The sequence below is a fragment of the Nocardia abscessus NBRC 100374 genome, assembly GCF_000308455.1.
Lineage (GTDB): Bacteria > Actinomycetota > Actinomycetes > Mycobacteriales > Mycobacteriaceae > Nocardia > Nocardia abscessus.
On the sequence record NZ_BAFP01000271.1, the window covers coordinates 80,534 to 94,687 of the forward strand.

17 protein-coding genes and 1 pseudogene are annotated in these 14,154 nt (G+C 64.3%); 7 read left to right on the plus strand and 11 right to left on the minus strand.

The window, feature by feature from the left end:
• Nucleotide 1: 1 nt before the first annotated feature.
• From kdpB to ON19_RS41140, 4 genes and pseudogenes are all read left to right on the plus strand, one after another.
• The gene (gene kdpB, locus ON19_RS35500; protein ID WP_043703158.1) at nt 2-2,158 is read left to right on the plus strand and encodes a potassium-transporting ATPase subunit KdpB; all 2,157 of its coding nucleotides are present in this window, start codon (nt 2-4) and stop codon (nt 2,156-2,158) included.
• 1 nt (nt 2,159) lies between these two features.
• Nucleotides 2,160-3,029 (plus strand): potassium-transporting ATPase subunit C, encoded by an 870-nt coding sequence (locus ON19_RS35505; RefSeq protein WP_043703159.1) that lies wholly within the window; start codon nt 2,160-2,162, stop codon nt 3,027-3,029.
• A 48-nt stretch (nt 3,030-3,077) separates the two neighbouring features.
• On the plus strand, nt 3,078-3,200 hold the full coding sequence (locus ON19_RS44295) for a hypothetical protein (protein ID WP_255218456.1): 123 nt from the start codon (nt 3,078-3,080) through the stop codon (nt 3,198-3,200).
• Nucleotides 3,199-3,372, plus strand: a pseudogene (locus ON19_RS41140) (KUP/HAK/KT family potassium transporter); the annotation flags it as partial. The gene ON19_RS44295 and the pseudogene ON19_RS41140, both read left to right, overlap by 2 nt.
• Nucleotides 3,373-3,412: 40 nt before the next feature.
• Here ON19_RS41140 and ON19_RS35510 read toward each other — a convergent pair.
• Genes ON19_RS35510 through ON19_RS35520 form a run of 3 tightly spaced genes read right to left on the minus strand, consistent with a single transcriptional unit; the run spans nt 3,413 to nt 4,402 of the window.
• A complete protein-coding gene (locus tag ON19_RS35510) occupies nt 3,413-3,739 on the minus strand; it encodes a DUF1048 domain-containing protein (protein WP_043703162.1) in 327 nt (108 codons plus the stop codon).
• A 1-nt stretch (nt 3,740) separates the two neighbouring features.
• Complete coding sequence (locus ON19_RS35515; RefSeq protein WP_043703165.1) at nt 3,741-4,097, minus strand: DUF1048 domain-containing protein; 357 nt, start codon at nt 4,095-4,097, stop codon at nt 3,741-3,743.
• Nucleotides 4,094-4,402, minus strand: coding sequence for a PadR family transcriptional regulator (locus ON19_RS35520; RefSeq protein ID WP_043703167.1), 309 nt, complete (start codon nt 4,400-4,402; stop codon nt 4,094-4,096). Before ON19_RS35520 ends, ON19_RS35515 begins: the two co-directional genes overlap by 4 nt.
• A gap of 292 nt (nt 4,403-4,694) precedes the next feature.
• Here ON19_RS35520 and ON19_RS35525 point away from each other — a divergent pair, with 292 nt between their 5' ends.
• Nucleotides 4,695-5,516 carry an alpha/beta fold hydrolase gene (locus tag ON19_RS35525; protein ID WP_043703169.1) on the plus strand — a complete coding sequence of 274 codons (822 nt, stop codon included), beginning with the start codon at nt 4,695-4,697 and terminating at the stop codon, nt 5,514-5,516.
• Nucleotides 5,517-6,046: 530 nt separating this feature from the next.
• Nucleotides 6,047-6,457, plus strand: coding sequence for a hypothetical protein (locus ON19_RS39535; protein WP_051169644.1), 411 nt, complete (start codon nt 6,047-6,049; stop codon nt 6,455-6,457).
• 1,108 nt (nt 6,458-7,565) lie between these two features.
• Here ON19_RS39535 and ON19_RS42610 read toward each other — a convergent pair.
• From ON19_RS42610 to ON19_RS35565, 8 genes are all read right to left on the minus strand, one after another.
• Nucleotides 7,566-7,727 carry a hypothetical protein gene (locus ON19_RS42610; protein WP_157230020.1) on the minus strand — a complete coding sequence of 54 codons (162 nt, stop codon included), beginning with the start codon at nt 7,725-7,727 and terminating at the stop codon, nt 7,566-7,568.
• 204 nt (nt 7,728-7,931) lie between these two features.
• Nucleotides 7,932-8,363 (minus strand): hypothetical protein, encoded by a 432-nt coding sequence (locus ON19_RS35535; RefSeq protein WP_043703235.1) that lies wholly within the window; start codon nt 8,361-8,363, stop codon nt 7,932-7,934.
• 19 nt (nt 8,364-8,382) lie between these two features.
• The gene (locus ON19_RS35540) at nt 8,383-9,099 is read right to left on the minus strand and encodes a hypothetical protein (RefSeq protein WP_051169645.1); all 717 of its coding nucleotides are present in this window, start codon (nt 9,097-9,099) and stop codon (nt 8,383-8,385) included.
• Entirely contained in the window at nt 9,084-9,212 is a 129-nt protein-coding gene (locus ON19_RS44300) for a hypothetical protein (RefSeq protein ID WP_043703172.1), read from the minus strand. The genes ON19_RS35540 and ON19_RS44300 overlap by 16 nt, the downstream gene beginning before the upstream one ends.
• Before the next feature lie 15 nt (nt 9,213-9,227).
• The gene (locus ON19_RS35550; protein WP_043703174.1) at nt 9,228-10,028 is read right to left on the minus strand and encodes an AAA family ATPase; all 801 of its coding nucleotides are present in this window, start codon (nt 10,026-10,028) and stop codon (nt 9,228-9,230) included.
• Between the two features lie 25 nt (nt 10,029-10,053).
• Nucleotides 10,054-11,586 (minus strand): nitric oxide reductase activation protein NorD, encoded by a 1,533-nt coding sequence (locus tag ON19_RS35555; RefSeq protein WP_043703175.1) that lies wholly within the window; start codon nt 11,584-11,586, stop codon nt 10,054-10,056.
• 533 nt (nt 11,587-12,119) lie between these two features.
• Complete coding sequence (locus tag ON19_RS35560) at nt 12,120-12,854, minus strand: hypothetical protein (protein ID WP_043703177.1); 735 nt, start codon at nt 12,852-12,854, stop codon at nt 12,120-12,122.
• A gap of 112 nt (nt 12,855-12,966) precedes the next feature.
• Nucleotides 12,967-13,569, minus strand: coding sequence for a TetR family transcriptional regulator (locus ON19_RS35565; RefSeq protein ID WP_043703179.1), 603 nt, complete (start codon nt 13,567-13,569; stop codon nt 12,967-12,969).
• A 189-nt stretch (nt 13,570-13,758) separates the two neighbouring features.
• On the opposite strand from ON19_RS35565, the gene ON19_RS44600 reads away from it, so the two are divergent.
• The coding region (locus tag ON19_RS44600) for a family 1 glycosylhydrolase (RefSeq protein WP_306307079.1) at nt 13,759-14,154 on the plus strand (396 nt) is incomplete at its 3' end.

Genomic DNA, 14,154 nt, shown 5'->3' on the forward strand with positions numbered 1-14,154 from the left:
TATGTCCAGTCCCGTCATCGATCAGAACGTCGCCGCGCAGACCGTGCCCGCCCGGCCGCGGCGGGGCACGAGCGTCCCGAGTGGAGTGCTCGACCCGAAGCTGCTGCTGACCTCGTTGCCGGACGCGGTGCGCAAGCTCGATCCGCGCACGCTGTGGCGCAACCCGGTGATGCTGATCGTCGAACTGGGCGCGGTGTGGTCGACCATTCTCGCGCTGGTGAACCCGTCCTTCTTCGCCTGGGCGATCGTTGTATGGCTCTGGCTGACCGTGATCTTCGCCAACCTGGCCGAGGCCGTCGCCGAAGGCCGGGGAAAAGCGCAGGCGGACACACTGCGCAGAGCCAAGACCGACACCGTCGCACGGCGACTGGTCGAGTGGTCGCCGGGCGCGCAAATGATCGAGGAGCGCGTCGCCGCCCCGGAACTGCGCCGCGGCGATCACGTCGTGGTCGAAGCCGGGGAGGTCATCCCCGGTGACGGCGACGTGGTGGAGGGCATCGCCTCGGTGGACGAGTCGGCGATCACGGGCGAATCCGCCCCGGTGATCCGGGAATCCGGCGGAGACCGTTCGGCGGTGACCGGCGGCACCACCGTGCTGTCGGACCGGATCGTCGTGCGGATCACCCAGGAACCGGGCCAGAGTTTCATCGACAAGATGATCGCGCTGGTCGAAGGCGCGAGCAGGCAGAAGACGCCGAACGAGATCGCGCTGAACATCCTGCTCGCCGCCCTGACGATCATCTTCGTCTTCGCGGTCGTCACCCTGCAGCCGATGGCGATCTTCAGCAAGGCGAACAACCCGGGGGTGCCGGACACCTCGGCGCTGGACGGGCACGGCGTCACCGGCATCGTGCTGGTCTCGTTGCTGGTGTGCCTGATTCCGACGACCATCGGCGCGCTGCTGTCGGCCATCGGCATCGCGGGCATGGACCGGCTGGTGCAGCGCAACGTGCTCGCCATGTCCGGGCGCGCCGTCGAGGCCGCCGGGGACGTGAACACCCTGCTGCTGGACAAGACCGGCACCATCACCCTCGGCAATCGTCAGGCCGCGGACTTCGTCCCGGTACCGGGGGTGAGCAAGGACGAATTAGCCAACGCCGCACAGCTTTCCAGCCTGGCGGATGAGACTCCCGAGGGTCGCTCCATCGTGGTCTACGCCAAACAGGCGTACGGGCTGCGGGAACGGACGCCGGGCGAACTGATCCACGCACACTGGGTCGAGTTCACCGCGCAGACCCGGATGTCGGGCGTCGACATCGATGGCCGCCTGCTGCGCAAGGGCGCGGCGAGCGCGGTCACCGAATGGGTGCGAGCCCACGGCGGTTCGGTACCGAGCGAACTCGGCGCGACCGTGGACGGGATCTCCGCGGCGGGCGGCACTCCGCTGGTCGTCGGCCGGGTGGCCGACGGATCGGCGGACGTGCTCGGCGTGATCCACCTCAAAGACGTGGTCAAGCTGGGCATGCGGGAACGGTTCGACGCGATGCGCCGGATGGGCATCCGGACGGTGATGATCACCGGCGACAACCCGTTGACCGCCAAGGCGATCGCCGACGAAGCCGGCGTCGACGACTTCCTGGCGGAGGCGACACCGGAGGACAAGCTGGCGTTGATCAAACGGGAGCAGGAGGGCGGACGGCTGGTCGCGATGACCGGTGACGGCACCAACGACGCCCCCGCGCTGGCGCAGGCCGATGTGGGCGTCGCGATGAACACCGGTACCGCGGCGGCCAAAGAGGCGGGCAACATGGTCGATCTGGACTCCGATCCGACCAAGCTGATCGAGATCGTGGAGATCGGCAAACAGTTGCTCATCACCAGGGGAGCGCTGACCACGTTCTCCATCGCCAACGACATCGCCAAGTACTTCGCGATCATCCCGGCGCTGTTCGTGACGCTGTTCCCCGGTCTGGACCTGCTCAACGTCATGCGCCTGGCCAGCCCGCAGTCGGCGATCCTGTCGGCGGTGATCTTCAACGCCCTCGTTATTGTGGCGCTCATCCCGCTCGCGCTGCGCGGTGTGCGCTACCGGCCGTCGAACGCGTCGAAGTTGTTGAGCCGCAACCTGACCGTCTATGGGCTGGGCGGCATCATCGCGCCGTTCCTCGGTATCAAACTCATCGACCTCGTGGTCCAATTCCTCCCCGGGATGTCCTGATATGCGCTTTTCAACCTGGATCCGGCAGCATCTCGCCGCATTGCGCGCCCTGCTCGCGCTCACGGCAATCACCGGAATCGTGTACCCCCTGGCCATTTTCGCGGTGGCCCAGCTGCCCGGCCTGCACGAGAAAGCGGACGGGTCGCTGGTGGACGTCGACGGAACAACCGTGGGCTCCAGCCTGATCGGGCAATCGTTCACCGACTCCGGCGGTGCCGCCCTGGTGCAGTACTTCCAGAGCCGCCCGTCGGCCGCGGGTGACGGTTACGACCCGATGTCCACTGCCGCGAGCAATCTCGGACCGGAGGACATCGTCGACACCCCGGCCCGCGCGAGCCTGCTCACCACGATCTGCGCCCGCAGCAAGGAGGTCGGCGACCGTGAGGGGGTCGACGGCAGCCGTCCGTTCTGCACGAAAGATGGTGTGGGCGCTGTGCTCTCGGTGATCGGACCGCGTGGTCCCGATGGGGATGTGTCGCATCCCGTGCGGGTCGTCAGCGTCAACGAGGCGTGCGCAGCCCAGCCGTTCCTCGACACCTATCGCGGGGTGCGAGTCGACTGCGCCGAACCCGGACGGGACTACTCCGTCGGCCGCATCGTGCCGATTCGCGGCAACGCCCCCGATGCTCCGGCAGTGCCCCCGGATGCCGTCACCGCAAGCGGCAGTGGACTGGACCCGCATATCTCTCCCGAGTACGCGGCCATTCAGGTGGCGCGGGTCGCGAAGGCACGCGGCGTCACCGAGGAGCAGGTGCGCGCCTTGGTCGACAAGCACACCGCTGGGCGAACACTGGGATTCCTCGGGGAGCCGCAGGTCGATGTCCTCCAATTGAACCTGGAGCTGGATCAGCGTCACCCCTACCAGGGTTGAGTCTACGGCAGGATATGGTGCGGCCCGGGTCGAGAAGGAGCACGGCACATGGTTACCGAGACACAGGCCGGTTCGTCGGCGCACACAGCGGGTCGTGGCCCGGTGCGTGCGGCGGTGGTGGTGGGCGCGTTGGGGGTGGTGTTCGGTGATATCGGCACCAGCCCGATCTAACGCCTCCTACTTCCTGTCGAAGATCGAACTGAAGAAGGGCGACGCGGCCACCATGGCGGCATGGCGCAAACGCCTGTTCATCGCCACCTCCTTCGTCACCTCCGACGCCGCCGACTACTTCGGGTTGCCCCGCGAGCGGACCGTGATCATGGGCTCCCAGGTCGAGGTATGACCCGGCGAAAGCGACGGCGAATCGGTGGTGGCTCCGGCGGTCATTTCCTTCTCTTGCCGAGGTCCGTGCTGATGGACTCCTGATAGATGTCGGCGTGGGTTTCCGAGTCTTTCACCAAGTCATCGCAGAAAGCTGCGACATCGTCACCGATGAGTTCCCGAACTCCTTTGCCGGTCGCGACCCCTTCCTCGAAAAAATCGAGCATGCTCGACAGCAGGCTCCCATCGGCCAGTTCGACCGGCCCGATCTTGAAAAAGTACTTCTGGCTCTCCTCGTAGACGATCTTGTAGTCGGGAGGGAGCGCCTTGACCCGCGCCACGTGGGCCCGCCATTCCCGCTTACCTTCGATGATGTCGCGAATGCCCACGTCATGCTCCTAGCCGGCCCAGTTTTCGTGCCACGTTCTTGTTCAACTGTTCGCGCCACTTGTCGCGAAAGCTCTTCGCTCCTTCTTCGCCGGCGATCGCCGCGCAGAAGCCTTTGATGTCGTCGCCCAGCGCCTCGTGGACACTCTGTCCCTCCGCTGCTGTTTCCTCGAGCAGGCCCAGGGCGCCATCGAGGATCGGCATCAAGTTGCGACCCGTGATGTCGGAGTAGAGCGAAAGGTGGGTGTTGATCTCTGCCCACGCCGCTCGATACTCGGCCGGAAGAGTCTCGGCTCGAGCTTCGAAGGCTTTGTATTCCCTGGTCAGATCGCTTCCCGTGATCGTCTCCCAGAATTTCATCGTTCGGTTCCCTTGAGTTGATTGATGCGCGATGAGATGTACTCCCATTTCGACCAGAACGTCGCGAGTTCTTTACGCCCGGCGTCGTTGAGGGCGTAGAACTTGCGTGGCGGGCCGACTTCGGACGGTCGTTTCGACACGTCGACCAGCCCGTTCCTCTCCAATCGCACCAGGATCGCGTACACCGTTCCTTCGACGACGTCGGCGAAACCGAGTTCGTTCAGCCGGCGCGTGATGGCGTACCCGTATGTCTCCTCGGTGCCGATGATCTCGAGGACACAGCCTTCGAGCGTGCCTTTCAGCATCTCCGTCAAGTTGTCCGTGGCGGCCTCCTTCGATCGTGACCACTATTCAGTGGCGCTGACTACCGCTAGACTGTAGCACAGAGTAGTGGCCGCCGAGTGGGTTGACCAACCGGTACTCAGTGTTACTGTGTAGCAGTAGTCAGTGGCAGTGAGTAGCGGGCCTGAGAGTTGATCAAGCATGGGGTCGACCACGGGGATCCGGCCATCCACCCATCTATTCCGTCAGTGCGTACCTCTACTCATCTGCATATGTATGCATCTGCTTATACGTATTTCCCGAAAGGTAAGCAACATGAACGCTCGACGCCAATCCACCGCAGACCTGACCGCTACCTGGACAGGCAGGGTGGCGGTCGGAGACACGGCCCTCGCTGTCACCGACACCGGCGGACCCGGCATCCCCGTGCTTTACATCAATGGCCACGTCGCCACGCAGCGGAACTGGCGACGCGTGATCGCCGAGCTCGGGCAGGGCTGGCGCCACATCACCTACGACATGCGAGCCCGCGGCAAATCCGGGACGTCATCGGACTATTCGTTCGAGACCAACGTCGCCGATATCGACGCCGTGCTCGCGGTCAGAGGTGTGCAACGGGCGTTGGTGGTGGGCTGGTCCTACGGGGCTTTCGTCGCGGCGCACTGGGCCAGCCGCAACCCCGATCGGACCGTGGGCGCGGTACTGGTCGAGGGCGCACAACCGCACGACTGGATCGATGAGATCGATATCGAGGCGATGCGCAAGTTGTGGCGGCGGTTGAGCTGGGCGATGCCGCTGCTACGCCCGATCGGCATGGCACCGCGGATGACCGCAGAACAGATGGCCGAGAGCAACATCGAGGTCGGCGAGATCGCCCGCGAACGTGTCTTGGGCCCGGTGATGGACAACATCACCGTCCCGACCCGGTATGTCAACGCCTCCGGGTCCTCGCTGGGCAGCAAGGGCGATTCCCAGGAACGCATCCGCGCCAGTCTGCACAAGGTGGTCGAACGCAACCCGAACATCGAAATCCACGCGAAAGTGCCCAGCAACCACGGCAACATCCTGCGCAAGGACTTCCGCGCCATCGCCGACGCTGTTCGCGTGGTCGCAGGGCCTGACCGCGAGCATCCCTGATGACAAGAACCGACCCGCATTACCACCAGCCGAGAGGGTCTGCGCCGTGGCACGGTCAAGATCGTGACCCCGACTCACCCTGTCGACGAACTTGTTGGCAGCCGGATCAGCGCCAGGGTGGAGCGCGGTCCGGCCTGTTCGTGCGGTTGATCTGCCGGTGTCGGAGTCGCGTCATCCGTGGCGCGCTCACTGTCGCCCCTGTCGTGGACGGCTCGTCCGGCTTGTGCCCGAGCGGGTGACTTTCACCCCGCATGAGGCATGGTGGTTTGGTACTCGAGGGCGCCGCCCGAACGGGCCGGTCGCTGAAGTTCTTCCAGATGCGCGGTGGCCCGGCGACGGGCGGGGTTCGGCCGCCGGGTCTGTCCGGGAACCCTGCAACTGTCGGGAAGTGCAACGTAGGCGCCGTCGCTGGATGCGACGTCAAAACCGGTCTCGAACACCAGGCCACAAAGCCACCGGAATCGTTAACCCAGTGCGCTACCCCGGGCGCGGGATGGGCGATCGAAACGATCGCCGGAACGATCCATGACATGGCTGGCACGAGCAGCACCAGTTGGCGGCGCATCCTGCTGCCCGCCCACACCGTCGAGGCCGTCCGAGAGGCCGTCAAGGACCTGGAAGTCGGCGACCGCCCCAACCCGATGGGACTGCTGTTTCCCGCCCGCAACGGGTCGCTGCGCAACCCGAACAACTTCGGCCGCACCTGGCGTGCAGCACGCGGGGAGAACTTCGCCTGGGTGACCCCGCGCACGTTCCGCAAAGGCGCGGCCACCGCGGTCGACCACGCCTACGGCGACCCCGAACGCGCCGCCCGCCAGCTCGGCAACACCCGCGCGGTCGCCAAGGCGCACTACATCGACATCCCGGAGACCGTTCCGGACAATCGAGACGTCCTGGAACGCTGGGCTCGCGGCGGCGAGGGCGAAAGTATGAGATTTTGACTGGCTCGGGTCGAATCCAGCCCCTCCCTCAGGAACGAGAAAACCCCTTCCGACGCTGGTCGGAAGGGGTTTTCGCTGTCGGGCTGACAGGATTTGAACCTGCGACCACTTGACCTGGGTTCAAGTTTCCTCAGCGAATCCCGTCGCGCCTCATTCTGCCTGGTCAGGATGATATTTCTCGAATCCACACTGCTGGAGAAGTCCCATCTAGTCCGGACATTTCCCGTCGAAAGTGTGAGATTTTGGTGAGATGGGTCAAGTCGGTCGCATGCGTCGCCCTTTCGGCCCTGATCATGGACAGGGGAGCTGGTCCAGCTGGCCTTCCGGGGTATCGGCGGTAGCGGGGCGCGGACGGCTGCGTACGCACGTTCGCAGTTGCGCGCCTCCTTCGGCGTGTCGAGGAGCGGACACGCCGAGATATTCCCTGCATAGCTATCACGTAGCAAACTTCGATCTGGTTGCGCATATGTGGGATTTCTGTACTCGAGCGAGCGACTCGATCGAGATGTCCGTGAACCGGCTGTGGCAGGCATTTCTGCGGCGGTTCGATATCGAGCACACCTTTCGCATACTCGAACAAACTCTCGGCTGGAACGTCCCGAAACCCCGCGACCCCGCCGCCGCGGACAGATGGACCTGGCTGTTTCTGGCCGCCTATACCCAGCTGCGCCTTGCTCGTGAACTCACCATCGATATCCGGCGGCCGTGGGAGAAACCCGCAGCGCCACAACGACTTATATCAGCACGTGTCCGTCGAGGTTTTCGGCACCTCCGCCGGAAAGCAGCCTGTCCCGCCAGCGCACCGAAACCCTCCCGACCCGGACCCGGTCGACCAGCCGGCCACCGCAACCAGCGTCCGGTACCCCGCTACGACGTGCACATCAAAACACCCAGCAACCAGAAGCCATCCACACCCGCCGGGCCACGACCCCGCCGAACAGGATGAAAACCTAGCTCAGAGGTTAGAACTCAAGCTAGATGCCGAAGCGAATCCCAGCGCGGTAGTCGTCCTTCGACGGTGACCTTCTAGCCGCGCCCGGTGGGCGAGTCGTGCCTGGTCGGTGCCGAGGAGGGTGATGGGCTCGACGGTCAGTGCGGCGGCTTTGAATCACAGGGCGCAAGGGCGGATTCGTCCATCGGCACGGGATGGTCGGGTTGGATTGCCGAAGCCGATGATGCCGAACATGACGAAGGTAATGTCGTAGGTGGTCTGGTCCACGATTTCCTGGACCAGCAGGGCGCAGACGTCATCGAAGGTGGCCGGGGGCATATTCGCCTTCGGCAGGTAGCGTACGCAGTCGGTGGCGAGCCACGATCCGATGTCAGTGGTCGACCGATGCCGGCGATCTCACCAGCGTCGCGCCCAGCCTTGGCGTCGGTGTAGACGTAGGTCCCGACGAGTTCCAGGCAGGGGTGTGCTGCCACAGCGGCGAGTGCGTGCTCGCCGACATCGTGGTCACACGGAGTTCGCTGCTCATCGAGGCGCACTCTGCTGTTGCTCGGCAGCCTTCCGGGCTTCGCGTTCCTCGTGCAGGCGCACGAGTTCGCGAAAGCCGAGCCGGTTGTATTTCGGTGTGGGCTGAATTCCCCACTCGTCCTCGGCGGTGTCCTTGCCTTGCGCGCCTTCTGGAGGACCGAGCGGCGGATAGGGGTATTTGCACTCGAGGGTGTCGTCGGAGTACCGCACTTTGTACAGTTCGCTGCAGATCTCGGTCAGGCTCAGGGTCGGGTAGCCGTAGTAGATCGCCATGAACGGCAGCGTGAACGCGCCCTCGAGGACGAGGGCGATCAGGCATACCAGGACGGCTCTTTTGATCCAGGTGTGCATGCGCGCGTAGTAGGGAGTGGTACCCGCCGGGAGGTCGTTGGCGGGTTCGGTGTCGGTCGAAGCCGGTGTGGTCACGATGGTATCCCTCGAATATCGTTCAGTCGGAGAAGATTTCGCGGTTGACGGTGTGCAGGTAGGGGATGGCGAGGAAGGGGGTGATGTAGAAGATGTCGTAGAGCCACCAGCCGATAACGGGGAACACCGTGCCGGCGTAGCGGACATCGGCGTACATGGTCATGTTGAACACGTAGACCACCCAGGTGACCACGCCCATCCAGCAGGTGATGATCATCCATTGCTGGCCCCAGCGCTTCATCTGCAGGAACCCGATCGCTGCGGCGACCCGCATCGAGAACACCGTGAGGATGAGCCCCGCGACCAGTGCTTTCTCGCCGGGCCCGGCTGCACCGCCGACCCAGAGTTCGTTGTAGTGCCAGAAGTATCCGGCGTCGAACATGTTGCCCCACCCGACCAGCAGTACCCGGTTGATGAGGGTGTGGCTGGCGACCAGATCCAGTGCCCATCCGAGGCTGTTGAGACAGCCGTCGATCAGTACGAGATACCCGATGAGGGTGATGACCATAGGACGGACCGACAGACCCGCGCGCTGGGCTCGGCGTTGCAGCTGGACACCGCGCAGGAAGATCGGCAGTCCGATGAGGCCGGGAGCCCACATACCCATCAGGGCGGCGCCGATGATCATCCATTTGTCGGCGCGGCGCTGGGCCTGGCGGGATTGTTCGTGGTGGTCTTCCAGCGACAGCGGTGGTGTGTCGGGGGCCGCTGGTCGCGATGTGGTCACAGGTCCCACCATCCACGCGCGAAGGACATGTAGAGCTGGATGAGGAACATCGTCAGCAGATAGCCGTAGATGAGGATCTGGAAGACGATCAGCGCCCTTTTACGTTTGCGCTCCTTCAGGTCCATGCCGGATGCCCCTTTCTATGATGTGGTCGAGGTTTCGGGAGTGAGCAGGGTGGCGGCCGCGATCTCACGCAGCCCGTCGGTGATCGCGCCGTCACTGCTCAGCGGCGCGAGAACGCAGGCCTCGGCGGCGGCGATCTCGGTAGCACCGGCGGCGATCATGGCGGCCGCGGTGACGAGTACCCGAGTCGAGGGTGGTTCGAAGTGGAAGGCGCTGTCGGCCTGGCGAATCGAGGTCGCGCAGGCGACCAGGCGCTGGGCGGCGGCCGGGTCGATCCCGGTTTCGGAGATCAGCAGTTCGGCTTCGCGCTGCGGTGGTAGGTAGGTCATCGCCAGGGTGACGAATCGTTGCCGGAAGGAGGGTTTGAGTTCTTTGAGCGAACTGCGGTAGCCGGGATTGTAAGAGCACACGAGCATGAAGGTCGGCGGTGCTTGCACTACTTCCTGCGCCCTGTCGAGATAGAGCGTGCGGCGGTGGTCGGTCAGCGAGTGCAGGATGGCGAGTGAGTCGTGACGGGCCTCGACCACTTCGTCGAGGTAGCAGATCGCGCCTGCTTTGACCGCGCGTGTCAGCGGCCCGTCGATCCACTCGACATCACCGCCGGCGACTATGAACCGGCCGACCAGATCCGAGCTGGTGAGGTCGTCGTGGCAGCTGATCGTGACCACGGGTCTGTCCAGCAACAGGCCCATGTGCTCGATGAAGCGGGTCTTTCCGCAACCCGTCGGGCCCGTGAGCATGACAGGAACGCGACGTCCGAACGCCAACTCGAACATCTGTACTTCGCTGCCGTTGGCGAAATAGGTGTCGATGGTCATCGTATTCCCTTCGATCTCTGAGATTTCACGCGGCGACGAGTTCGCGATGGACCTGAGCCAGGACTCGTGGCAAGTCCTCCATTCGCCCGATGCGTTGGGAGCGGCGGGGGCCGAAGACTTCCGGCAGCGGGTCGACGCGCACCGGTCCGATGCCGATGTAGTAGATGGTCACTCCGGCCTCGTTCGCCTCCTGCACCGCGTGTGCCGCGTCGGCCCAGGCGTAGCGGCCCTCGTAGCCTTCATCGGAGATCAGGCCATCGCCGATGACGATCAGCAGGCGGTGCTCGCCGGGCTGGTCGAGCAGTCGCGCGGTCAGGTGCCGCAGCGGTGCCCCGAGACGGGTGTAGCCACCGGTCTCCAGTCCGAGCCCGCCCGGCGGTGTGAACCGCGCGTCATCGAAGTCCTTCAGGCGCCGCACTTCCACGCGATGGCGGGTGTTGCCGGTGAACACGAAGATCCCGTGCCGCTGACGCGCGCGTCGCATGGCGTGCGAGAGGGCATCGGCGCACGCCAACTCGAGGCGAAAGATCTGCCCGCCGTGCACGCCGAGTGACGAGCTGCCGTCCAGCAGAAGTGCGGTAGCGACATCGCGACTGCGCGGCATCAGTTCACGGAAGATCCGGGCCTCGCCCGCGCTGCCGGTCGCCAGATCGATGTAGTGGCCCACGTATCGGTCGACATCGAGGATCGAGCCGTCCTCGAGCCGGTCGGTCATCTCACGATGGGTGCGTTGCTCGAACCACTTGCGCAGATCCGCGGTGACGGTGACCGTCTGCGGGTCGCGAGCGGTGTGGGCCTGTTCGAGCACCGCCACGTGACCGGGCATGAATCGCCGAGTCCACATGTTCCATTCCGGATACGGGATGCCAGGACGATGATCGGGGGTGCGGTCGAGATCGTTGTCGTGTGGTCGGCTCGGGGGCGGGAGGTTGGGATTGCGTACGCCGCCGTCACCGCCCACCGGCGTCGAATACGGTCGGGGCAGCCGCTTCTGCGTGGTTGTCCACGGCATCCTCCCGAAGCTGCGGCGCAACCTGTCGGTCACGGTCCGCGGGCGCGTATACGCGATCGGCAGCCGTCCCAGCAGCGGGTGCGGTGTCCGAGTGCGCCCCGTTGCCGCCATGGTCACGGCCCGCTCCACCATCGCCGATGCCGCCATGTCCGCGGCCGCCATCTCCAGATCGGGGACAACGCCACGGATTTCGGGTACCAGCCCGGGCCATCTGACCCCGATCCAGCCGAACGCGACCTCGGCCTCGACGATCGCGAGTGCGCGAAGCTCACCGCCGCTGAGCTCGTTGAGCCGATACTCGGTGAGCCGGTCCTTCGAGGGTGCACACTGCAAGGCGATCCCGCATGTCAGGGTGCGCCGAGACCAGTCCCGCGCGAGCGGCGGATAGGGCACCTGAACGGTCTTCATGCTCGGGTTCAGCCCGAACACACGATGCTCACCGGTGACCAGAACGACACCGTCACGGCGTCGGTCGCTCAGCACGACCGCGGTCAGCGCGCAACTGCGCTCGACCATCAGCGAGTGCGTATCCGATAGTCGGGTCATCGCGAACCTGCTGACGCGCGATGACTCACGCGCGCGTCACTCAGAACGTGCCGATGTTGGAGAACATCCAGTACCAGAACGCGATGATCCCGACCGTGCCGCCCCACGCCGCCGCGTAACGCGCGATTTCCCACAGATACCCCATGACCACAGCTCCTGACCTCGATTGGATGACGAAATGTCAGCGGACCCTGCCGCCGTACCGGAATTCGGTGTGATGCACCGTGCGGAGCGGGAGATAGGTCCTGTGGTTCGAGGTCCGGCGTCGCCATCACAAGACCCCCATCCGTGCAATTGGCTGACCGAAGTCAATATAGTTGGTTGTGAGTACTACTGTCTACAGTCGGATGAGATCTGCTTGAACACGCAATCAGAGCCAGAATTCGTCGCCGAAAGATTCTGATCTGAACTGGATGAGCTGAGTTGAGTCAGGCTCTGCTATGGCGCGGCAGGAGGCGGCCACACGAGTCCGGGCGCCCGCAATCGGGCCCGCGCCCGGATGTCACGCGCGCTGGGCCGTACTCGACTGCTGTTCAGTCGGAGAAGATTTCGCGGTTGACGGTGTGGAGATAGGGGATGGCGAGGAAGGGGCTGATGTAGAAGATGTCGTAGAGCCACCAGCCGATGACGGGGAACACCGTGCCGGCGTAGCGGACATCGGCGTACATGGTCATGTTGAACACATACCCGACCCAGATGACCACGCCCATCCAGCAGGTGATGATCATCCACTGCTGGCCCCAGCGCTTCATCTGCAGGAACCCGATCGCCGCGGCGATGCGCATGGAGAAGACCGTCAGGATCAGCCCGACTTCCCATGCCTTCTCACCAGGGCCCGCCGCGCCGCCGACCCACAGTTCGTTGTAGTGCCAGAAGTATCCGGCGTCGAACATGTTGCCCCAACCGTTCAACAGCACGCGGGCCAGCAATGTGTGATTGGCGACCAGGTCCAGCGCCCAGCCGACCGTATTGATCGCGGCGTCGACGATAACCAGATAGCCCAGGAGAGTGACCAGTATCGGCCGAACGGTCAGCCCGTCGCGCTGGGCGCGTCGTAGGAGTCGGATGCCGTACAGGAACAGCGGCAGGCCGAAGACCCCCAGTGCGGCAGTGCCGATCAGAACGCTGCCGCTGATCAACCACTTGTCGGCGCGACGCTGCGCCAGTCGCGATCGCCTGGCGTGCTCATCGAGGGACAGTGTCGCGCTCGCTGCATCCGCGTCGGCACGGGCAACAAGGCGCTCAGTGCGTTTGCCGGGAATCGACATCGATCTCCCCTGTGAACGAGGGTCGGCGCGCGAAGGCCGATCTGGGCGCTCACAAAGGTACCAATACTGACTGAAGTCAACAAGATGGCGATCGAGACCGCCGTATGGGCGTTCATTCGGCCGGTGCGAGGCTGCGCATCGTTCGGATGAGGTAGTCCTCGACCAGCGCTGGTCGGTTCGGCCACCCGCTGGTGGTGATCAGCAGCGCGTAGAGGCCGAGCAGGAAGAACACCGCACTGTTGATCGGAGTGACCTGTGGGTCGATCGCCCCGCTGTCGCGCGCGAGTTCGATCCGCTGGGCCACCAGGTCGATGAGCGGATGCTCCCTACCGTCGTCGGGCGGGCGTGTCTGCGAGAAGTGCGCCGACAGAAAGTCCTTGAACAGCAATACACCCAGGCGATGCTCGAGATCGAAGATCAGGCGGATTACCTCGTTCAGCACCTCCGTCAGGTCGCGGTCGCCGCGCAGGAAACGGCCGAGCTGTTTGACCATGCGCTGCTCTTCGCGCAGCTCGAGCTCCAGCAGGACGTGTTGCTTGGTCGGGAAGTGGAAGAAGAACGTGCCGTGCGCGACCCCTGCGGCCGCAACGATGGCACCGATATCGGCGTCGGCCATCCCGGTCCGCTTGAATTCCCCGATCGCCGCACCCATGAGGCGTTCCCTGGTCTGGAGACGCTTCGCCTCGCGTGCCGACAGGCCGTCCGTCGCAGCCATCCGCGTCTCCCTTATTCCTGACTCGACTCATCGAGAAGTCCGTGTCCATCGCCGCCCAGTAGGTTAGCGGGATCGGGGACTGTGCGTTCGGATTGGTAAGTAAGCGACTTCATCGGAGTCGACCAGTACTATTCGATCGCGCCGTCGGAACTGTCGTCGTTCGCCGCCTCGGGCGGCTCGTTCTGGAATCTGCCGCAATCACCGGAGAGCATGTACTACGTGCTGCGCTACTTCGCCACCAAATATCCGAACAAACCGCTGCGGGTCATCGAGAACGGATTGGCTACCGACGCGGATCAGAACCGTGCCGACGGGTACCGCCGCGACGACCATCTCCGCGACACCGTCTATTGGATTCAGCGCGCACGCCAAGACGGCATCAACATCGTCTCCTACAACTACTGGAGCCTCACCGACAACTACGAGTGGGGTGAATACGGTCCGGTAGTCGTTACAGATCTGAAGTTGGCGGGGTCTTGTGTTTCTACTGGTAGGGGCGGTTTCTGCTTGGATATGGTGTGGTTGGTGAGGTGGTTGATGTGTTGGATGGTGGGTTTGGTGATGGTGATGGTGAAGTGGGCGTGG

Bases quoted from the DNA above. Each gene is read 5' to 3' on its own strand.
- kdpB (WP_043703158.1), top strand. From the start codon at position 2: ATGTCCAGTCCCGTCATCGATCAGAACGTCGCCGCGCAGACCGTGCCC.
- ON19_RS44295 (WP_255218456.1), top strand. From the start codon at position 3,078: ATGGTTACCGAGACACAGGCCGGTTCGTCGGCGCACACAGCGGGTCGT.
- ON19_RS35525 (WP_043703169.1), top strand. From the start codon at position 4,695: ATGAACGCTCGACGCCAATCCACCGCAGACCTGACCGCTACCTGGACA.
- ON19_RS35565 (WP_043703179.1), bottom strand. From the start codon at position 13,569: ATGGCTGCGACGGACGGCCTGTCGGCACGCGAGGCGAAGCGTCTCCAG.
- ON19_RS35560 (WP_043703177.1), bottom strand. From the start codon at position 12,854: ATGTCGATTCCCGGCAAACGCACTGAGCGCCTTGTTGCCCGTGCCGAC.
- ON19_RS42610 (WP_157230020.1), bottom strand. From the start codon at position 7,727: ATGCCCCCGGCCACCTTCGATGACGTCTGCGCCCTGCTGGTCCAGGAA.
- ON19_RS44300 (WP_043703172.1), bottom strand. From the start codon at position 9,212: ATGGACCTGAAGGAGCGCAAACGTAAAAGGGCGCTGATCGTCTTCCAG.
- ON19_RS39535 (WP_051169644.1), top strand. From the start codon at position 6,047: ATGGCTGGCACGAGCAGCACCAGTTGGCGGCGCATCCTGCTGCCCGCC.
- ON19_RS35505 (WP_043703159.1), top strand. From the start codon at position 2,160: ATGCGCTTTTCAACCTGGATCCGGCAGCATCTCGCCGCATTGCGCGCC.
- ON19_RS35555 (WP_043703175.1), bottom strand. From the start codon at position 11,586: ATGACCCGACTATCGGATACGCACTCGCTGATGGTCGAGCGCAGTTGC.
- ON19_RS35550 (WP_043703174.1), bottom strand. From the start codon at position 10,028: ATGACCATCGACACCTATTTCGCCAACGGCAGCGAAGTACAGATGTTC.
- ON19_RS35520 (WP_043703167.1), bottom strand. From the start codon at position 4,402: ATGCTGAAAGGCACGCTCGAAGGCTGTGTCCTCGAGATCATCGGCACC.
- ON19_RS35540 (WP_051169645.1), bottom strand. From the start codon at position 9,099: ATGGTGGGACCTGTGACCACATCGCGACCAGCGGCCCCCGACACACCA.
- ON19_RS35515 (WP_043703165.1), bottom strand. From the start codon at position 4,097: ATGAAATTCTGGGAGACGATCACGGGAAGCGATCTGACCAGGGAATAC.